Raw genomic sequence first — 19,819 nt, 5'->3', positions numbered from 1 at the left:
GGCGTACCGGCGCTCACAGCTGTTCCGCCAGTCGGTCGAGGAGGGGCAGTACGTCGGTCAGCGCCTGCCGCTCCTGCGGGGTGAACCCGGCCAGGGCGTGGGCGAGGCGGTCGGCGGACTCGGAGCGGCGCCGCTCCAGCACGGTCCGGCCCTCCTCGGTGATCGCGATGACGGCCCGGCGCCGGTCGGCCGGATCGGGCGCCCGGCTGACCAGTCCGCGCTGCTCCAGACCGGCCAGGGTGCCGGCCATCGCCTGCGGCCGCACCCGCTCCAGCTCGGCGAGCGCGCCCGGCGAGTCGGGTCCGCCGCGGGAGAGCCGGGCCAGCACCGAGGCGCCGGAGAGGGTGAGGTCGCCCACCGCGTGGGCCTGGCGCAGCCTGCGCACGATCCGGCCCATGGCCAGCCGGAGCGCGCCCGCGAGCGCGCTGGTCCCCGGGTCGCCGCCCGGGTCGGCGGGGGCTGTACCCGCCATGTCTTCCGTCGCCACATCCATGATTAGTAACAATAGGTTTAGCAGTCTGGCCTGTACAACCAAGGGCGGGTAATCGGTTTGAGGGGCGTCGCAGTGGCAAACCGAATGGCGAACGGAACATCACGAGACGTTGGGAAGTGAGACTCCGATGGCAGGCAACCAGAAGGCGAAGGGCAAGGCGGAGCAGGCCAAGGGCAAGGCCAAGGAGGTCGTGGGCCGCGCCGTCGGCAACGAGAGCATGGAGGCCGAGGGCCGGATGGAAGGCGCCAAGGGCGATGCCCGGCAGGCCAAGGAGAAGGCCAAGGACACCTTCAAGCACTGAGGCCCGCCGTCGGCCATGGCGCTGACCCGGACGATCGGCTCCGACGGGTCCCGGGAGTCCGCCCCCAGCGGATTCCCGGGGCCCGTTGTCGCGTCCGGCACCCGCTGTCAGCAGGGATTGATGTGCAACCGAAGGATTCCCGGTGCACGTCCCCTTGATCGACGGACCAGCGGGTAGCCGAGCTACAGGACGGCACGTTCCCCGCACGCTCGCAGGAAGGGACCCCGAACCCCGGAGGGAAAAGGGCGACGAGGTATGGACATCTCGCTGAGGACGCATCCGAGGACACAGGACCTGGGCTACAGCCGCACGTGGGACACCGGCGGGTGCAGCAGCGCCGACGCGCGTGACGCCGTCGCCGCGCTGCTCGCCGCGGCACGCCCGGCGCCGGTGCGGCGCTCGGTCCAGGACGCACAGCTTGTCGTGAGCGAACTGGTGACGAACGCGGAGAAACACGCGCCGGGCCCGTGCGCCCTCAGCCTGGAGCTGAGGCCCGGTGCCCATGCGCTGCGCATCTGCGTGACGGACACCTCCAGCTCGCCGCCGCGTCCCCGGCCGCCGGACCCCGGGCGGGTCGGTGGCCACGGTCTGCACCTGGTGCGGATGCTCTCGCGGGAGCTGGAGGTGACGGTGCTGCCGGACGGCAAGCGGGTCACCGCGACGGTCCCGCTCGTCACCGAGGGCGGCGGGGCGCGGGGCGAAGGGTGAGTCCGCGCCGCACGGCGGGCGACACCGTTTCCGGGCGCGCGGAGTGCGGGCACTCGTGCCACGCTCGGGGGAGACCACGGGTCCCCCTGGAGGAATCGGCGCTCCACAGCCCGCTGATGCCGGTCCTCATGAGAAGTCGGTCATGAGTCGGTCATGAGCGAGGAGGCATGCCATGGGCGAGGGCTCCGAGGTCCACGGCAACCAGTGGTACGGCCCCCAGCCGGACGTGGCCGGCGCGTCCGGCTATCCGGACGCCCCGCCCCGGATGGGCTTCTTCACCGACACCTCGGTGTGCATCGGCTGCAAGGCGTGCGAGGTGGCCTGCAAGGAGTGGAACGCGGTCCCGGAGGACGGCCTGGAACTGACCGGCATGTCCTACGACAACACCCAGACCCTGGGCGCCGACACCTGGCGGCATGTGGCCTTCATCGAGCAGAGCAAGCCGTTCGGCGGGCAGGAGCCCGGCGTCCGCCACGAGGACACGGATGTCTTCACGGCGGCCTCCCGACTCGGCGCCGGCGCCCCCGCCGGGCAGATCTCCCCGCTCTCCCCCGACGGCCGCACCGAGCTGCGCTGGCTGATGTCCTCGGACGTGTGCAAGCACTGCACCCACGCGGCCTGTCTCGATGTGTGCCCCACCGGAGCGCTGTTCCGCACCGAGTTCGGGACGGTCGTGGTGCAGTCGGACATCTGCAACGGCTGCGGCTACTGCGTGCCCGCCTGCCCGTACGGAGTCATCGACCAGCGCGAGGACGACGGCCGGGTGTGGAAGTGCACGCTGTGCTACGACCGGCTGGGCGTCGGCATGGAGCCCGCCTGCGCCAAGGCGTGCCCGACGGACTCCATCCAGTTCGGGCCGCTGGACGAGCTGCGGGAGCGGGCGGCGGGCCGGGTGACCCAGCTGCACGCGGCCGGGGTGGCGGACGCCCGGCTGTACGGCGAGGACCCGGGGGACGGGGTCGGCGGTGACGGGGCGTTCTTCCTGCTGCTCGACGAGCCCGAGGTCTACGGCCTGCCCCCGGACCCGGTGGTCACCACCCGGGACCTGCCCGACATGTGGCGGCACGCGGCGCTGGCGGCGGTGACGCTGGTCGGGCTCGCGGTGGGCGGTTTTGCGGTGGGCGGTTTCGCGGTGGGCGGTTTCGCCGGTCGTCCGGGGAGGGCGCGATGAGCGGATCGGATGCGGGGCGGGGCGGTGCCGGGGGCGGGCGGCCGGGCCGGGAGGCGCCGACCGGGGCGTACGCGGGGCGCAGGCGCCGACGGCGCGGGCGGGGCGAGCGGTCGATGGTGCCGGACGCGTCGTTCTCGTCGTACTACGGCAAACCGGTGCTGAACAAGCCCACCTGGAAGGCGCTGGACATCGCCGGGTACCTGTACCTGGGCGGGCTCGCGGGGGCCTCCTCGCTGCTGGCGGCCGGAGGTGAGCTGACGGGCCGGCCGGGGCTCGCGGCACCGGCGAAACTGGGGGCGGCCGGGGCGATCTCGCTGTCGCTGGCCGCGCTGGTGCACGACCTGGGGCGCCCGGCTCGGTTCCTGAACATGCTGCGGGTGTTCAAGCCGACCTCGCCGATGAGCGTGGGTTCCTGGATCCTGGTGGGCTACGCACCGCTGACCATGGCCGCCGCGGCCACCGAAGTAGCGGGCCGCTACCGGCTGTTGGGCTCGACCGCCGCCGAAGTGGCAAGCCGTTATCGGCTGCTGGGCTCGGCCGCCACCCTCGCGGCGGCGGTGCTCGGTCCCGCCGTGGCCACGTACACCGCGGTCCTGCTCTCGGACACGGCGGTCCCCTCCTGGCACGAGGGTTACCGTCAACTCCCCTTCGTCTTCGCGGGGTCCGCCGCGGCCGCCGCGTCCGGTCTGGCCCTGGCCACCGCGCCGACCGCACAGGCGGGACCGGCCCGCCGGACGGCACTGCTCGGCGCCACGCTGGAACTGGGCGCCTTCCAGCTGATGAAGCGCCGGATGGGCATCGCGGCCGAGCCCTTCGACCAGGGCAGGCCCCGGATCCTGCTGCGCGCCTGCGAGGCCCTGACCGTCACCGGCGCCGCCCTGGCCCTCCTCTCCGGCCGCCTGCGCGACCGACGGGTGGCCCTGGCCGCCGGCGCCGCCCTCCTCACCGGCTCGGCCGCCCTGCGCTTCGGGGTCTTCCACGCCGGGGTGGCCTCGGCGGAGGACCCGCGCTACACGGTCGTACCGCAGCGGGAGAGGCTTGACGCGCAGGGGAGTTGAGCGGGTCCGCCGGTCGCGGCGACCGGAGGGCGGTCACCCGGGACGGGCAGGGATCGCCTCCCGGCGCGGGCAGGACGAAGCGCCACACCGCGCCGTCCCTCTCGCGCCGTCCCTCTCGCGCCCGCCGCGTGCTCACTTCCGACGCCCTCGTCCGGGGCCGTACGTGTTCGGACGGGAATCGAACCCGCCTGCCCGCCCGCGGCCGCGATCGCCCGCACCGCGCAGGTCCCGCCCAGGCCGTTTTCCCCCACCGCCCCGGGGTACCCCCACGCCCCGCCGCACAAGATGCCGCAGCAGCGCCGGCACGGGACAATCGGGACGACGAGTGGGAGGAGTGGCCATGGGCGTACGCACCTGGATCGACTCCTGGCCGGTCTACCGCCAGCTCACCGGGACGGACCCGCTGGGCCGGGGTGCCGCCGCGAAGAGCGGACCCAGTGAACGGCTCACGCCCCGGGTGGCCTCGGCCGACCGGGTGGTGAAGTCCGTCTGCCCGTACTGCGCGGTGGGCTGCGGCCAGAACGTGTACGTCCAGGAGGGGAAGGTCACCCAGATCGAGGGCGACCCGGACTCCCCCGTCTCCCGCGGCCGACTGTGTCCCAAGGGCTCGGCGAGCCTCCAGCTGACGACCGGTGGCGCCCGCGAGCACCAGGTGCTCTACCGGCGCCCGCACGGAACCGGATGGGAGCGCCTCGACCTCGACACCGCGATGGACATGATCGCCGACCGGGTGATCGCGGCCCGCCGGGCGGGCTGGGAGTGGGAGGTCGACCAGACCCGCACCCGGCGCACCATGGGCATCGCGAGCCTCGGCGGGGCCACGCTGGACAACGAGGAGAACTACCTCATCAAGAAGTTGTTCACGGCGCTCGGCGCGATCCAGATCGAGAACCAGGCGCGCGTTTGACACTCCTCCACCGTTCCCGGTCTGGGAACCTCGTTCGGACGCGGCGGCGCGACCACCTTCCAGCAGGACCTCCAGAACGCGGACTGCATCGTCATCGAGGGCTCGAACATGGCCGAGTGCCATCCGGTCGGGTTCCAGTGGGTGATGGAGGCCAAGGCGCGGGGCGCGAAGGTGATCCATGTCGACCCGCGGTTCACCCGCACCAGCGCGCTCGCCGATCTGCATGTGCCGCTGCGCGCGGGCTCGGACATCGCCTTCCTCGGCGCGATCGTCAACTACGTGCTGGAGGAGGAGAAGTACTTCCGCGACTACATCGTGGCGTACACCAACGCGCCGATGATCGTGCGCGAGGACTTCTGTGACACCGAGGACCTGTCCGGCGTCTTCTCCGGCCTGAACAGCGAGACCCGCTCGTACGACAACTCCAGCTGGCAGTACGAGGGTACGGAGACGCAGGCGGCCTCCGGCGAGCGCGACCGGGAGTACGACGAGCGTACCGGGGGCGGCAGTTCGGTGACCGAGGCGGCGCGCGGCGAGGCGCACGGCGCGGGCGGTGCGGTGATCGGCGAGGGCGAGCCGGAGCGGGACGAGACGCTGACGCATCCGCGCTGTGTCTTCCAGGTGCTCAAGCGGCACTTCGCCCGCTACACACCGGAGATGGTGGAGCAGGTGTGCGGGGTGCCGCCGGAGCTGTTCTTGCAGGTGTGCGAGCTGGTCACGGAGAACTCCGGGCGGGAGCGTACGACGGCCTTCGCCTACGCGGTGGGCTGGACCCAGCACACCGTGGGCGTGCAGTACATCCGCACGGCCTGCATCCTCCAGCTGCTCCTCGGCAACATCGGCCGGCCGGGCGGCGGCATCCTCGCGCTGCGCGGGCACGCCTCCATCCAGGGCTCGACGGACATCCCGACGCTGTTCAACCTGCTGCCGGGCTACATCCCGATGCCGCACGCGCACCAGAACCAGGACCTGGCCGCGTTCGTGGCGGCGGAGGCGGCGCACAAGGGCTACTGGGGCAACATGCGCGCGTACCTGGTGAGCCTGCTCAAGGCGTACTGGGGCGACCACGCGACCGAGGAGAACGACTTCTGCTTCGACTACCTGCCGCGGCTGACCGGTTCGCACTCGACGTACGAGACGACGATGGCGCAGCTGGAGGGCGTCTGCAAGGGCTACTTCCTGATGGGCGAGAACCCGGCCGTCGGCAATGCCAACACCAAGCTGATGCGGCTCGGCATGGCCAATCTGGACTGGCTGGTGGTACGCGACTTCTCGCTGATCGAGTCGGCGACCTGGTGGAAGGACGGCCCGGAGATCGAGACCGGGGAGCTGCGCACGGAGGACATCGCTACCGAGGTGTTCTTCCTGCCGGCCGCCGCGCACACCGAGAAGGACGGCAGTTTCACCAACACCCAGCGGCTGCTGCAATGGCACCACCAGGCGGTCGAGCCGCCCGGCGAGGCGCGCAGCGACCTGTGGTTCACCTTCCATCTGGGGCGGATCATCCGGGAGAAGCTCGCCGGGTCGGCCGACGAGATGGACCGGCCGGTGCTGGAGCTCGCCTGGGACTATCCGACGAAGGGCCCGCTCGTCGAGCCGGACGCGGAGGCGGTGCTCGCCGAGATCAACGGCCATGACGCGGCGGGCGAACCGCTCTCCTCGTACGAGCAGTTGAAGCCCGACGGCTCGACCACCTGCGGCTGCTGGATCTACTGCGGGGTGCGCGCCGACGGCGTCAACCAGGCCGCGCGCCGCAAGCCCGGCGGGGAGCAGGACTGGGTGGCCGCCGAGTGGGCCTGGGCGTGGCCCGCCAACCGCCGGGTGCTGTACAACCGTGCCTCCGCCGACCCCGAGGGCAGGCCCTGGAGCGAGCGCAAGGCGCTGGTGTGGTGGGACGCGGACAAGGGCGAGTGGTCCGGGCACGACGTCCCCGACTTCACGAAGGACAAGGCGCCGGGCTACGAGCCGGACCGGGACGCCACCGGTCCCGCGGCGCTGTCCGGCCGGGACCCGTTCATCATGCAGGCCGACGGCAAGGCGTGGCTGTATGTGCCGTCCGGGCTCACGGACGGTCCGCTGCCCGTGCACTACGAGCCGCAGGACTCGCCGTTCCCGAACCTGCTCCACGACCAGCAGCGCAATCCCGTACGGCAGTTGCTGCCCACGCTGCCCGACAACCGCTACCAGCCGAGCGGTGACGAGCGCGGCTCCGAGGTCTACCCGTACGTGGCGACCACCTACCGGCTCACCGAGCACCACACGGCGGGCGGCATGTCCCGCTGGCAGCCCTATCTGGCCGAGCTCCAGCCGGAGTTCTTCTGCGAGGTCTCCCCGGAACTGGCCACCGAGCGGGGTCTGGAGCACACCGGCTGGGCGACGATCGTCAGCGCCCGCGCGGTGATCGAGGCACGGGTGCTGGTCACCGACCGGATGGCCCCGCTGACCGTGCACGGCCGCCGGCTGCACCAGGTGGGCCTGCCCTACCACTGGGGCTCCAACGGCTACACCACCGGCGACGCGGCCAACGAGCTGCTGCATCTGTCCCTGGACCCCAACACCCATATCCAGGAGGCCAAGGCGATCGCGGTGGACATCCGGCCGGGGCGCCGGCCGCGGGGTCCCGCGGCCGCGGAGCTGGTGCGGGCCTACCGGGCGCGGGCGGGCATCGACGCGCACACCGGTACCGAGCCGTAAGTCCCGTGTGCCGGTGGGTCATTCGAGGACGATGGTGTGGGAGCCGTCGTACGGCACCAGCTCCCCCACCACCGGCGCGCCCGGCACCTCCCCGGCGACCAGCAGTCCGCCGGAGGTCTGGGCGTCGGCCAGCAGCAGCCGGGTGTCGGCGTCGGTGGTGCCGAACCCGGTCCAGGGGGCGACCCATTCGAGGTTGCGCTGGGTACCGCCGCTGACGAAGCCGTCCCGTACGGCCTCGCGGGCGCCGTCCAGGTAGGGTACGGCCGCGGTGTCGAGCACGGCGGTCACCCCGGACGCCTTGGCCAGCTTGTGCAGATGGCCGAGGAGCCCGAACCCGGTGACATCGGTGGCGCAGCTCGCCCCGGCGGCGAGCGCGGCCTCGGCCGCGTCCCGGTTGAGGGCGGTCATGGTGGCGACGGCCTGTGCGAAGCGTTCGCCGGTGACCTTGTGCCGGTTGTTGAGCACGCCGAGGCCGAGCGGCTTGGTCAGGGACAGCGGCAGTCCGGGGCGCCCGGTGTCGTTGCGCAGCAGCCGCCCGGGGTCGGCGACGCCGGTGACGGCCATGCCGTACTTCGGTTCCGGGTCGTCGACGCTGTGGCCGCCGCCGACATGGCAGCCCGCCTCGGTGGCGATGTCCAGGCCGCCGCGCAGCACCTCGCGGGCCAGTTCGAAGGGGAGCCGGTCGCGCGGCCAGGCCAGCAGATTGACGGCGAGCACCGGGCGGCCGCCCATGGCGTACACATCGGACAGCGCGTTGGCGGCGGCGATGCGCCCCCAGTCGTAGGGGTCGTCCACCACCGGGGTGAAGAAGTCGGCCGTGCACACCACGGCCGTGCCCGGCTGTCCTGGCAGGGTGACGACGGCCGCGTCGTCGCCGGTGGCGAGGCCGACCAGCAGCGGGGTGTCGCCCCCGGCGAGCTGAGGCTCGGACAGCCCGCTGACCACTTCCTCCAGCTCACCGGGCGGGATCTTGCAGGCGCAGCCGCCGCCATGGGCGAACTGCGTGAGTCGGACGGTCGCTTGGCGGGTCGGTGTCATCGCGGTCTCCTCGGGCACTAGCCTGGCGAGCGGTGGAGGCGTGTGGGTGCCTGGTGGCCCTCCCGGTCTTCAAAACCGAGGTGCCCGAGGATCTCGGGCAGGCAGGTTCGATTCCTGTCCGCCTCCGCTCCCCGGCCCGCTGCGGCAGCGTCTGCGCTGGTCGTCGACGCGTTCCGTGTGTCCCTCGGCGTCCAGGAACTCCAGCAGCGGTACGGCCACCCGGCGGGTGGTGTCCAGGGCGCGCCGGGCCTCGCTGAGGGTGAAGGGCTGGGGCAGGGCGCGCAGTACGGCGGCGGCCTCGGCGTCGGCGCCGGGCAGCAGCACGATCCCGTCGGCGATCCGCAGCAGCGCCCCGGCGCCGACGGCGGCGGCCAACGTCCGGCGGTCCAGGCCCAGTTCGGCGAGCCGCCCGGCCTCGGGCGCGCGGAACGGCGTCCGGTCCAGGTCCCGGCGTACGGCGTCCACGGCCGGAGGGAGGGCGGGGCGGGAGTTGTCCGACGCGAACAACCTGCCCTGATCGGCGCGGAGTCGGGAGGCGGTCTCGGCCAGCGCGTCGACGAGGGCGCGGTCGGGCAGGGCGAGCAGGCGGCGGGCGGCCTCGGCGGGCAGGCCGGGGTCCAACGGGTGGGCGCGGGCGTGCCGTTCGACCTCGGTGGTGAGCCGGTCGCGCAGTGCGGCCCAGTGCGCCGGATCGGCCAGCCAGTCGCCGGTGACGGGGTCGGCGGGGGCCGGGACGCCCATGGCGGTGAGGTCGGCGCGGCGGATCAGTTTCCGGCGGCGGAGTTCGGCGGCCGGGTCGGGTCGGCCGGTCAGGGCGGCGAGTTCGGCGGCGCGGGTCCGGGCGGCGCCGCGCCGGGTCAGCCGGGGCGGTCGTACGTCGAGGACGGTGACCCCCCGGGGTGGCCGGCCGCCGCCCGGCGCGCGCAGCACCGCGCGGTCGCCGATCCGCAGGGGCAGGGGGCGGGCGAGGGTGAGCCGGGCGGTGTCGGTGCCGAGCGGGCGGACAGTGACGGGCACGGCGGCGGTCCCGAGGTGCAGGGTGACCTGGCGGGGCAGTCCGGCCACCGGCTCGCCGTCGATCCGCGCGTCGAGCACCCCGGTGGCCCGCCAGCGGCCGGGGCTCAGCAGCACCTGGCCCCGGCGCAGTGCGGTGTCCCCCGGCCCGTGCACATTGACCGCGACGCGGGCCACCCCACTGACGGCCTCCCGGTCCTCGTGCAGGCTCTGCAGCCCGCGCACCCGCAGCACCGCCGGGCCGTCCCCGGTGACCAGCCGGTCGCCGACGCGCAGGGTGCCCGCGCCGAGCGTGCCGGTCACCACGGTGCCATGACCGCGGACGGTGAACGCCCGGTCCAGCCACAGGCGTACGTCGGCGTCCGGATCGGGATCGGGCAACTCCCCAGCCAACCCGGCGAGTTCGACTCGCAGTTCGTCGAGTCCCGTGCCGGTGAGGGCGCTCACCGCGACCGATGCCACCTTGCCGAGGGAGGTGTCCCCCAGCCGTGCCACGGCGTCGGCGCGCACCGGTTCGGGGTCGGCGAGGTCGCTCCGGGTCACCGCGAGGACGGCGTGCCGGACGCCGAGCGCGTCGAGGACGGCGAGGTGCTCCCCCGACTGGGGCTGCCAGCCCTGGTCGGCGGCGACCACGAACAGCACGGCGGGCACCGGCCCGACCCCGGCGAGCATGGTCGGCACGAACCGCTCGTGGCCGGGCACGTCCACGAAGGCCAGGTGGTCGCCGAGCGCGTCGAGCCGGGTCCACACGAAGCCGAGATCGAGGGTGAGACCTCGGCGACGTTCCTCCTCGTACCGGTCGGGTTCCATTCCGGTGAGTGCCCGGACCAGGGCGGACTTGCCGTGGTCGACATGCCCGGCGGTCGCGAGGACCCGCATCAGGTCCGTCCCTTCCCGGCGGCCCGATCGTCGCTCGTGCGCACCGCGCGTACGGCTCCCGCGAGCCGTTCGTCGTCGGCCGGGGGCACGGAGCGCAGGTCCAGCAGACAGCGCCCGGCCTCCAGGCGTCCGACGACCGGGGTACGGCCGGTGCGCAGCGCGGCGGCGTACGGCTCGGGCAGGGAGAGCGCGGCGCTGGGCAGAGCGACCCCTGGTGCCCCTCCCCCGCCGACCGTGGCGGTGCTTCCGACGGCGCGGGCGTCGATCCCGTGGGCGCCCAGCTCGGCGGCGAGCCGGTCGGCGCGGGCCCTGAGGGCGACCGGGTCGGCGGTCAGGGCGTGGGCGGTGGGGGTGGGCGGTCCGGTGAGGGTGGCCTCCAGGGCGGCCAGGGTCAGCTTGTCGACGCGCAGGGCGCGGGCCAGCGGATGCCGGGCCAGGGCGCGCACCAGGTCGCCGTCGCCGAGCAGCAGCCCGCACTGGGGGCCGCCGAGCAGCTTGTCGCCGCTCGCGGTGACCAGGGCGGCGCCCGCGCGCAGCTGGGTGTCGGCGTCGGGTTCCTCGGGCAGGCCCGGGTGCGGGGCGAGCAGTCCGGAGCCGATGTCCACGACGACCGGGACGCCCAGCGAGGCGAGTTCCCCGGCCTGGGCCGCACGGGTGAAGCCGGTGACGCGGAAGTTGGACGGGTGCACCTTGAGCACGAACCCGGTCTGCGGGCCGATCACCTCGGCGTAGTCGGCGGCGGTCGTACGGTTCGTGGTGCCCACCTCGCGCAGCCGTGCGCCGGTGGAGACGAGCAGGTCGGGCAGCCGGAAGCCGTCACCGATCTCCACCATCTCGCCCCGGCTGACGACGATCTCCTTGCCGGCCGCGAGCGCGGTGGCGGCGAGGACGAGGGCGGCGGCGCCGTTGTTGACGACATGGGCGTCACCGGCGGCGGGCACGTGGGCGCGCAGGGCGGCGAGGGCGGAGCGGCCCCGGCGGGCCCGGGTGCCGGTCGCCAGGTCGAGTTCCACGTCGGTGGGTCCCGCGGCCTCGGTCACGGCCCGCCGGGCGGCGTCCGACAGGGGGGCGCGGCCGAGGTTGGTGTGGAGCAGCACCCCGGTGGCGTTGAGCACCGGGCGCAGTCCGCTCGCGGTGTCGGGGAGCAGGCCCCAGGCCGCTTCCGGCACCTGCTCGGGCGCGAGCTCCCCGTCCCTGGCCCGCTGCTGTGCCTTCCGTACGGCCCCTTTGACGACCGCGGTCCCGAGCCGGTCCACGGCCTCGGCCAATCGGGGGTCGCGCAGCAGCTCGTCGGTACGAGGGACACGGCGGCGGGGATCGGGAGCGCCGGGACTTCGGTCCGCGGGAGGCGTCGTGGCCGCCGTATCGGCCGCGCGCGCACCGGTCGTACCGTCCGCCGGGACCGCCTCATGTCCCGCATCGGCGGCGCCGTCCTCCGTGCCCGCCGCTCGCGCGGTCACCCGCTGTTCCATCGCGCCCTTGCCGCCCTTCCCTCCGGTCCGGTCCGCGCCGCCCCTGGCGGGGTCCGTCCATCGTCCCCCAGTGCCCTGGGGCGGCCGTCCGACACGCCGGGAGGGACGTTGCGGCGGCCGGGGCGGGGGTACTCGGCGCCGTATGAACGCACGTGATGACCAGCGTCAGAGCCGACAGGAACAGCGGGACGCGAACCGTCGCAACGAGACGGAGCGCCGTCACGCCGCCGAGTCGTCCGGCAACTCGCCGACGCCCACACCCACGCCCCGCGACATCGCCGAACGCAGCTCCAGGAGCAGGGGCTCCGAGGAACGGGGCGGCGACCAGGAGCCGCATCGGCCGCACTGAGGAGACCACCGAAGACAGCAAGGAAGGGCGGCACGCCTCACGGGCCCGGCGACGACCGGCCCCCGGTGTCGTCGCTGTCCCCGGTCCCGTCGGCGTCGGTGTCCGTCTGGGGCCGGGGCAGCGGAACATCGCCGGCGGTCAGGTGTTCGAGGATCTCGACCAGTTCCTGGCATGCCCGCTCCACCGAGCGGCGCGTGTTGCGCTGCTCGGTGATCAGGGCGGACATCAGGAGCGCGGTGAGCGCCATCGTCCCGTTGAACGCCTGGAGCTTGGCCATGATCTCGACCGGGCTCAGCCCCTGGAACGCGCCGCTGCCGTCCGTGGCGGCGATGGTGGCCATCACGGAGGTGAACAGCGCGCACAGCACGGCACCCGCGAGCTGGAAGCGCAGCGCGGCCCAGATGATCAGCGGGTAGACCAGGAAGAGCAGGCTGAGCGAGCTGTAGGCGGCCAGCGGGACGAGCACGCAGGTGATGACGGTGAGCGCGGTCGCCTCCCGCCATCGGCCCAGGGGCAGCGGCCGCCGGATCCGGTGCAGCATCAGCAGCAGCGGGGTGACCAGCAGGACCCCCATCGCATCGCCGACCCACCAGGCGAGCCACACCGGCCAGAAGTCGTGTGCGGCCAGCTTGTCCGTGAGCACGAGCATTCCGACGCCGACGGTGGCGCTGATCGTCATGGCGGCAAGGGCGCCGAGGAACACCAGGGCGAGGCCGTCCCGGAAGCGGCTGAGGTCGGGGCGGAAGCGCGCCCAGTGCAGCAGGATCGCCGCGCAGACGGGGGCGGCGGTGTTGCCGAAGAGGATGCCGACCAGATCGGGGCCGGGCGGTGAGATGGTCAGGATGAGGGCGAGGGCGCCGAGGGTGATGCCGGGCCAGCAGCCGATGCCGAAGATCAGCAGGGCGGCGACCGAGACGCCGGTCGGCGGGTAGATCGGGGTGAAGACGGCGTTCCCCACGGACAGCTCGCGCAGCAGGCCGAGCCGGGCGGACCCGTAGTAGAGGGCCGCGACGGCGAGCACCTGGACGACATAGCCGCCCGGCCGGCGCAGTTCCGCGATACCCACCACAGCAGCCATCTCACACCGCCCGGCGCGGCTCGGCGAGGCGAGAGCCGCCGGGGTCCGGCCCTCTGGCCGAACCGGGGGACGCTACGGCCGTGCGGGCCCGTCGAGGCCGACGACGAGTACGGCGGCGTCGTCCTCGTGTCCGACGCTCTCGGCGCCCTTGATCACGGCGGCGGCCAGGGCATGGCTCTCCAGACCCGCGACGGCGGCGATGCCCGCGAGCCGTGTCACCTGCTCCAGGCCGTCCTCCACGGCCAGCGAGGGCCCCTCCACCACACCGTCGGTGAGCAGCACGAACAGTCCGCCGGTGGTCAGCCGGTGCCGGGTCACCGGGTAGTCGACGCCCCGCTGGATGCCGAGCGGCGGGCCGCCCTCGTCGTCGACGACGCCGGACTTGCCGTCCGCCGTGGCCCAGACGAAGGGGATGTGGCCGGCGCGGGCGCTCTCCATCGCGCCGGTCGCGGGGTCGAGGCGCATGAAGGTGCAGGTGGCGAAGAGTTCGCTGCCGAGGGAGAGGAGCAGGTCATTGGTGCGGGCGAGCAGTTCGCCGGGCTCGCCGGTGGCGAAGGCGAGGGCGCGCAGTCCGGCGCGGACCTGGCCCATGAAGGCGGCGGCCTCGATGTTGTGCCCCTGTACGTCCCCGATGGCAAGCCCGATCCGGCCGTCGGGCAGCGGGAAGGCGTCGTACCAGTCGCCGCCCACGTTCAGGCCGTAGCAGGCGGGCGCGTAGCGGACCGCCAGATGCAGTCCGGGGGCGGTGGGCAGGTCCCGGGGCAGCATGCCGCGTTGCAGGGCGATGGCCAGCTCGACCTGGGTGCGCTGGAGTTCCGCGCGCTCGCGCGCCTGCGCGGTGAGCGAACCGAGTCTGGCCAGCAGTTCGTCGCCGTCGTCGGTGGAGCGCTTGCGGGGCATCGGTTCACTTCCGGCGGTGGGTGCCCTCGGAGACGGCCGCCTCGGCGGAGCACGGCTGTCTGAATCATTGGCAAACGCCTAGATTTTACCTAAATTGACCGAACTCGGCGCGGCCCGCCGGGCGGGCCGCTCAGCCGGTGTCCGCGTCGGTTCAGCCCGCGTCGGAGTCGATCCCGGTGATCACGGCGGGCCCCAGCGGCGCGCTGCGTTCGTCCAGGCCCGCGCCGCGCAGCGCCGAGTCCGCGAGCCTGCGGGCCGCCTCCTCGGCGTGCGGACCGGTGTCGGCCTCGACGGTCAGGCGGAGGGTGAACGTGTTGTCGTCGTTGACATTGAGTACATCCAGGTCCTCGCTGCTGCCCATCCGGGTGCCGTGCGGGTCCACGGGGCGCAGCGCCCGGGTCAGCCGGGTCCGGGTGTCCGCGCCGACCCCGGCGGTGAAGGTGCCGGGGACGCTGATCAGGTAGGTCGTCATGACGGTCCTTTCCTCGGGCGTCCCCTCGACTACCCCGTTTCCCGGCCTTCGCACGGGGCGCCCCGGGCGATCGGCTTCTTACGGACTCCTCACCGGGGTCGAGCGCTCACAGCGGGGAGTGGGCCACCGCCAGGACGTAGGCGCCGAAGAACAGGGACACCAGGGTGAGCGCGCCGTAGACGAGGACCGCCTGGCCGGGCCGCCCCCGCCAGGTCCGGGCGAGGGCTCGGGCCATGGGGATGAGCAGGGGGAAGGCCGGGAGCAGGAAGCGGGGCTTGGAGGAGAAGGATCCCGAGCCGCCGAGCACCAGCAGGATCAGTACCCCGGAGAAGACGACCAGGACCAGCGGGGGACGCTCCAGGCACAGCAGCGCGAACAGCAGCACCCCGGTGGCCACGACCAGCAGCGCGACCGTGTAGACGACGCCGCCGCCGTGCAGCAGCAGCGCCTTGACGAAGCGGGCGGCCCCGACGCCGAAGTCGAAGCGGGAGTCCCAGGCGCTCTGCACCTTGAAGTAGCCGCCGAACAGATTGCCGACCTGGGTGCCGACCCACAGCACATAGCCGAGGAAGCCCAGCGGGGCGAGGACGGCACCGGCCCACAGCCGCCAGGAGACCCGGCCGCGCCCCCGCCACGCCTCGCAGGCGGCCGCGAGGGCGACGGCACCGGCCACCGCGAAGCCGCTGGGCCGGGCGAGGCCCGCGAGGGCGGCCAGCGTCCCGGCCCACAGCCAGCGGCCCTTGAGCACGCAGTACAGGGACCAGATGGCGAGGGCGGCGAACAGCGACTCGGTGTAGGCGATGGTCAGCTCGACGGCGTGCGGCATGACCGCCCACAGGCCGACCAGCGCGGTGGCCACGCCCCGGCCGTACAGCAGATGTCCGATGACGTAGACGCCGTACGCGGCCACGCCCGCCGCGAGCCAGGCGATGAGCAGCGCGGCCTGGCCCGGGGTGAGCGGCAGCACGGTGGTGAGCGCTCGGATGAGCGCCGGGTAGAGGGGGAAGAACGCCCAGTCGGTCTGGACGGCACCCTGCGGGGTGATCCACATCTTGTGGCCGTAACCCTGGGCGGCGATGTGCAGGTACCAGCGGGAGTCCCAGGAGTGGGCGAGGGTCCGGACGAGCGGATGGCCGCGCAGGGCGTTGGTCAGGATCACCGCGAGTATCCCGGCGAGCCGGACGCCCGCGAACAACGCGAGGGCCGGTACCGCCCCTTCGGGGATCCCGCGGCGGACGATCCGGGGCAGATCGAAGCGGCCTGCGGGGCGGGACGGGGCGGCCGGTTCGGGCCGGGGAACGGAGGAGGTGCTCACGCTGTTGACCTTGGGCACGCCGGGTAAGACGTGCAATCCACGACTCGGGTTTCTTACGTACTTCCACCCTGAATCAGGAATTGGTCAAGAAATGGGTGTAAGTCCCTTACGGTGCCTTACCCGACGGGTCGAACCCCTCTTCGATCATTCCCTTCCGGGCACCCCCTGCGGACCCCCCTGCGGCCCCCTCGAAGGACCCACGTAGGGTGTGGTTATCATATGAGCGCTGCCTAGCTCGAAAGATGGACCGGACCTGTGACTGTCAACGACGACTCGTTCACCAACTGGAAGAACCGCGAGGAGATCGCGGAGTCCATGATCCCGCTCATCGGGAAGCTGCACCGCGAGCAGGACGTGACCGTCCTGCTGCACAGCCGCTCCCTGGTGAACAAGTCGGTGGTCAGCATCCTCAAGACGCACCGCTTCGCCCGGCAGATCGCCGGCCAGGAGCTGTCCGTCACCGAGACGATGCCCTTCCTGAAGGCCCTCACCGCCCTGGACCTCGGCCCCTCCCAGATCGACCTGGGCATGCTCGCCACCCTCTACCAGGCCGACGAACGCGGCCTGAGCGTCGAGGAGTTCACCGCCGAGGCGGTCGCCGGTGCCACCGGCGCCAACAAGATCGACCGGCGTGAGCCGCGCGATGTCGTGCTGTACGGCTTCGGCCGCATCGGCCGTCTCGTGGCCCGTCTGCTGATCGAGAAGGCCGGCTCCGGCAACGGTCTGCGCCTGCGGGCCATCGTGGTGCGCGGCGGCGGCGCCCAGGACATCGTCAAGCGCGCCTCGCTGCTGCGGCGCGACTCGATCCACGGCCAGTTCCAGGGCACCATCACGGTGGACGAGGAGAACAGCACGATCATCGCCAACGGCAATGCCGTCAAGGTGATCTACGCCGACGACCCGTCGCAGGTGGACTACACCGAGTACGGCATCCGCGACGCCATCCTCATCGACAACACCGGCAAGTGGCGTGACCGCGCGGGCCTTTCCGAGCACCTGCGCCCCGGCATCGAGAAGGTCGTACTGACCGCGCCGGGCAAGGGCGACGTCCCGAACATCGTGCACGGCGTCAACCACGACACCATCAAGCCGGACGAGCAGATCCTGTCCTGCGCCTCCTGCACCACCAACGCGATCGTCCCGCCGCTGAAGGCCATGGACGACGAGTACGGCGTGCTGCGCGGCCATGTGGAGACGGTCCACTCGTTCACCAACGACCAGAACCTGCTGGACAATTATCACAAGGCCGAGCGCCGCGGCCGGTCCGCGCCGCTGAACATGGTGATCACCGAGACCGGTGCCGCCTCGGCCGTGGCGAAGGCGCTGCCCGACCTCAAGGCGCCGATCTCCGGCAGCTCGATCCGCGTCCCGGTGCCGGACGTCTCGATCGCGATCCTCAACCTCCAGCTGGCCCGTGAGACCACCCGCGAGGAGGTCCACGACTACCTGCGCGACGTCTCGCTGACCTCGCCGCTCAAGCGCCAGATCGACTTCACCACGGCGCCCGACGCGGTCTCCAGCGACTTCATCGGCTCGCGCCACGCCTCGATCGTGGACGCCGGCGCGCTGAAGGTCGACGGCGACAACGCGATCCTCTACCTCTGGTACGACAACGAGTTCGGCTACTCGTGCCAGGTCGTCCGGGTCGTGCAGTACGTGTCGGGCGTGGAGTACCCGACGTACCCGGCGACGGCGGTCTGACGCCCCAGCCCCTGGCGCCCTCGCGGCCGCCGACCGGAGCCTTCCGGTCGGCGGCCGTTCGCGTTCCCGGGCGTCCCACACGAGCCTTAATCACCCAGCAGTTTGCCTAAAGGCTTTAGGAAGTCGCATAATCCTTATCGGCAAGAGGGAGGAAGCTGATGGTGCGTGCGGGACTGACCACCGAGCGGCTGGTCCGCGCGGGCGCGGAGCTGGCCGACGAGGTGGGCTTTGAACAGGTGACGGTGTCGGCGCTGGCCCGGCGGTTCGACGTCAAGGTCGCGAGCCTGTACTCGCATCTGAAGAACTCCCAGGACCTCAAGACGCGGATCGCGCTGCTCGCCCTCGCGGAACTGGCCGACCGCGCCGCCGAGGCGCTCGCCGGACGCTCCGGCAAGGACGCGCTCGGCGCCTTCGCGGACGTCTACCGCGACTACGCCCTCGCCCACCCCGGCCGCTACACGGCGGCCCGGTACCCGCTGGACCCCGAGACCGCCGCCGCGAGCGCGGGCCCCCGGCACGCCCAGCTGACCCGGGCGATCCTGCGCGGCTACGACCTGCCCGAACCCGACCAGACCCACGCGGTACGCCTCCTGGGCAGCGTCTTCCACGGCTACGTCAGCCTGGAGACGGCCGGCGGATTCGCGCACAGCGCCCCCGACTCCCAGGAGTCCTGGACGCGGATCGTGGACGCCCTGGACTCCCTGCTGCGCAACTGGCCCACCCGCTGAGCCGACGTCCGCGTACGAACGCCGAGCCGACGTCTCCATACGAAACACAGGCCGCCATCATGCACACCACCGCTCTCACCGCCGACCTCCTGCGCGGCGCCCTCGACCTCGAACGCACCGAGCGGGGACTGCTGCCGCACCGGCTGCCCGCCCGGGCCCGCGCCCAGTGCGCCGACCCGCAGCTCGCCCTGGCCGAGTCCCAGCCCGCCGGTGTACGGCTGGTGTTCCGCACCCGGGCCACCACCGTCGAGCTGGACACCCTGCCGACCAAGCGGGTCTACACCGGCGTTCCGCCGCGCCCCGACGGGGTGTACGACCTGCTGGTGGACGGACGCCCGGCGGGCAGCGCGACCGCGGCCGGGGGCGACGTGCTCACCATCGACATGGCCACGGGGAGCACGCGGTACACGCCGGGTCCGGTCGCCACCGTACGGTTCACCGGGCTGCCGGACACGGCCAAGGACGTGGAGATCTGGCTGCCGCACAACGAGCGGACCGAGCTGGTCGCGCTGCGCACCGACGCCCCGGTGACGGCCGTACCGGACCGGGGCCGCACGGTGTGGCTGCACCACGGCAGTTCGATCAGCCACGGTTCCGACGCCGCGAGCCCCACCACCACATGGCCGGCGCTGGCCGCCGCGCTCGGCGGGGTCGAGCTGATCAATCTGGGCCTCGGCGGCAGCGCGCTGCTCGACCCGTTCACCGCCCGCGCGCTGCGGGACACCCCGGCCGATCTGATCAGCCTCAAGCTCGGCATCAACGTCGTGAACGGCGACCTGATGCGGCTGCGCGCCTTCGGGCCCGCGGTGCACGGCTTCCTGGACACCATCCGCGAGGGGCATCCGGACACCCCGCTGCTCGTCGTCTCCCCGGTGCTGTGCCCGATGCACGAGGACACGCCAGGGCCCACTTCCTGGGACCTCACCGCGCTGGCCGAGGGCCGGCTCGCCTTCCGGGCCTCCGGCGACCCCGCGGAGACGGCGGCGGGCAAGCTCACGCTGGGCGTCGTCCGGGCGGAGCTGGCGCGGATCGTGCGCGAGCGGTCGGCCGAGGACGACCGGCTGTTCCACCTCGACGGCCGCGAGCTGTACGGCGAGGCCGACTTCGCGGAGCTTCCGCTGCCGGACGGTCTGCACCCGGACGCCGCCGCGCATCGCAGGATCGGCGAGCGGTTCGCGACGGTGGCCTTCGGCGGGGGCGGCGCGTTCTCGTCCCGGCGCTGACGGGGGCTGCGCCGCTGAGCTGCGGTGCGTGAGCGCCTGCGGCTACGCCGTGGCCGATCGCGCAGTTCCCCGCGCCCCCAGGGAACTGCCGGACCGTCGGCTCGGAAGTTCCGTCGGCCACGATCCGTCGATACGCGCGGGCACGTCGTGGCCAGTCGCGCAGTTCCCCGCGCCCCTGGGGAACTGCCCGGCCGTCAGCTGCGAAGTCCCGTCGGCCACGATTCGTCGACACCTGCGGGCACGCCGTGGCCGATCGCGCAGTTCCCCGCGCCCCCAGGGAACTGCCCGGCCGTCGGCTGGGAAGTTCCGTCGGCACCT

The 19,819-nt window shown here is 73.0% G+C and carries 16 protein-coding genes, 1 tRNA gene and 1 pseudogene; 10 read left to right on the top strand and 8 right to left on the bottom strand.

Annotation, left to right across the window (positions count from 1 at the left end):
- Positions 1-13: 13 nt before the first annotated feature.
- The gene (locus AB0N90_RS02760) at positions 14-472 is read right to left on the bottom strand and encodes a MarR family transcriptional regulator (RefSeq protein WP_361683083.1); all 459 of its coding nucleotides are present in this window, start codon (positions 470-472) and stop codon (positions 14-16) included.
- A 148-nt stretch (positions 473-620) separates the two neighbouring features.
- Between AB0N90_RS02760 and AB0N90_RS02755 the strand changes: the two genes are divergently transcribed.
- From AB0N90_RS02755 to fdh, 5 genes are all read left to right on the top strand, one after another.
- A complete protein-coding gene (locus AB0N90_RS02755) occupies positions 621-794 on the top strand; it encodes a CsbD family protein (RefSeq protein ID WP_365192467.1) in 174 nt (57 codons plus the stop codon).
- A gap of 255 nt (positions 795-1,049) precedes the next feature.
- Positions 1,050-1,502, top strand: coding sequence for an ATP-binding protein (locus AB0N90_RS02750; protein WP_365192465.1), 453 nt, complete (start codon positions 1,050-1,052; stop codon positions 1,500-1,502).
- Positions 1,503-1,674: 172 nt separating this feature from the next.
- Entirely contained in the window at positions 1,675-2,673 is a 999-nt protein-coding gene (locus AB0N90_RS02745) for a 4Fe-4S dicluster domain-containing protein (RefSeq protein WP_365192463.1), read from the top strand.
- The gene (nrfD, locus tag AB0N90_RS02740) at positions 2,670-3,731 is read left to right on the top strand and encodes an NrfD/PsrC family molybdoenzyme membrane anchor subunit (RefSeq protein WP_365192461.1); all 1,062 of its coding nucleotides are present in this window, start codon (positions 2,670-2,672) and stop codon (positions 3,729-3,731) included. The genes AB0N90_RS02745 and nrfD overlap by 4 nt, the downstream gene beginning before the upstream one ends.
- Before the next feature lie 340 nt (positions 3,732-4,071).
- Positions 4,072-7,332 (top strand): formate dehydrogenase, encoded by a 3,261-nt coding sequence (gene fdh, locus AB0N90_RS02735; protein WP_365192459.1) that lies wholly within the window; start codon positions 4,072-4,074, stop codon positions 7,330-7,332.
- An 18-nt stretch (positions 7,333-7,350) separates the two neighbouring features.
- Here the strand turns inward: fdh and selD are convergent, their stop codons facing one another.
- The gene (selD, locus tag AB0N90_RS02730) at positions 7,351-8,370 is read right to left on the bottom strand and encodes a selenide, water dikinase SelD (protein ID WP_365192457.1); all 1,020 of its coding nucleotides are present in this window, start codon (positions 8,368-8,370) and stop codon (positions 7,351-7,353) included.
- A gap of 34 nt (positions 8,371-8,404) precedes the next feature.
- On the opposite strand from selD, the gene AB0N90_RS02725 reads away from it, so the two are divergent.
- Positions 8,405-8,497, top strand: a tRNA-Sec gene (locus AB0N90_RS02725).
- A 35-nt stretch (positions 8,498-8,532) separates the two neighbouring features.
- Here AB0N90_RS02725 and AB0N90_RS02720 read toward each other — a convergent pair.
- Both AB0N90_RS02720 and selA read right to left on the bottom strand, forming a co-directional pair.
- A pseudogene (locus AB0N90_RS02720) lies at positions 8,533-10,263 on the bottom strand (SelB C-terminal domain-containing protein); the annotation flags it as partial.
- Entirely contained in the window at positions 10,263-11,735 is a 1,473-nt protein-coding gene (selA, locus tag AB0N90_RS02715; protein ID WP_365192455.1) for an L-seryl-tRNA(Sec) selenium transferase, read from the bottom strand. The gene selA and the pseudogene AB0N90_RS02720, both read right to left, overlap by 1 nt.
- Positions 11,736-11,877: 142 nt before the next feature.
- On the opposite strand from selA, the gene AB0N90_RS02710 reads away from it, so the two are divergent.
- On the top strand, positions 11,878-12,084 hold the full coding sequence (locus tag AB0N90_RS02710) for a hypothetical protein (RefSeq protein ID WP_365192453.1): 207 nt from the start codon (positions 11,878-11,880) through the stop codon (positions 12,082-12,084).
- Positions 12,085-12,121: 37 nt separating this feature from the next.
- Here the strand turns inward: AB0N90_RS02710 and AB0N90_RS02705 are convergent, their stop codons facing one another.
- The 4 genes from AB0N90_RS02705 to AB0N90_RS02690 all read right to left on the bottom strand — a co-directional run bounded on the left by AB0N90_RS02705 (position 12,122) and on the right by AB0N90_RS02690 (position 15,849).
- Positions 12,122-13,162 carry an MASE1 domain-containing protein gene (locus tag AB0N90_RS02705; RefSeq protein ID WP_365192451.1) on the bottom strand — a complete coding sequence of 347 codons (1,041 nt, stop codon included), beginning with the start codon at positions 13,160-13,162 and terminating at the stop codon, positions 12,122-12,124.
- A gap of 72 nt (positions 13,163-13,234) precedes the next feature.
- Entirely contained in the window at positions 13,235-14,062 is an 828-nt protein-coding gene (locus AB0N90_RS02700) for a PP2C family protein-serine/threonine phosphatase (RefSeq protein ID WP_361683063.1), read from the bottom strand.
- Positions 14,063-14,213: 151 nt separating this feature from the next.
- A complete protein-coding gene (locus AB0N90_RS02695) occupies positions 14,214-14,534 on the bottom strand; it encodes a hypothetical protein (protein ID WP_037660752.1) in 321 nt (106 codons plus the stop codon).
- 106 nt (positions 14,535-14,640) lie between these two features.
- Positions 14,641-15,849 carry a hypothetical protein gene (locus AB0N90_RS02690; protein ID WP_361683061.1) on the bottom strand — a complete coding sequence of 403 codons (1,209 nt, stop codon included), beginning with the start codon at positions 15,847-15,849 and terminating at the stop codon, positions 14,641-14,643.
- 255 nt (positions 15,850-16,104) lie between these two features.
- On the opposite strand from AB0N90_RS02690, the gene AB0N90_RS02685 reads away from it, so the two are divergent.
- From AB0N90_RS02685 to AB0N90_RS02675, 3 genes are all read left to right on the top strand, one after another.
- Positions 16,105-17,550, top strand: coding sequence for a glyceraldehyde-3-phosphate dehydrogenase (locus tag AB0N90_RS02685; RefSeq protein ID WP_361683059.1), 1,446 nt, complete (start codon positions 16,105-16,107; stop codon positions 17,548-17,550).
- Positions 17,551-17,708: 158 nt separating this feature from the next.
- Positions 17,709-18,278 (top strand): TetR/AcrR family transcriptional regulator, encoded by a 570-nt coding sequence (locus AB0N90_RS02680; protein WP_093681350.1) that lies wholly within the window; start codon positions 17,709-17,711, stop codon positions 18,276-18,278.
- A gap of 59 nt (positions 18,279-18,337) precedes the next feature.
- Positions 18,338-19,501 carry a GDSL-type esterase/lipase family protein gene (locus tag AB0N90_RS02675; RefSeq protein ID WP_365192447.1) on the top strand — a complete coding sequence of 388 codons (1,164 nt, stop codon included), beginning with the start codon at positions 18,338-18,340 and terminating at the stop codon, positions 19,499-19,501.
- Positions 19,502-19,819: the final 318 nt, after the last annotated feature.

This window comes from Streptomyces sp. NPDC093018, from assembly GCF_040684035.1.
Classification (GTDB): domain Bacteria; phylum Actinomycetota; class Actinomycetes; order Streptomycetales; family Streptomycetaceae; genus Streptomyces; species Streptomyces murinus.
Note: the sequence above shows the minus strand (reverse complement) of the source record. Positions and strands in the feature narration are given on the sequence as shown.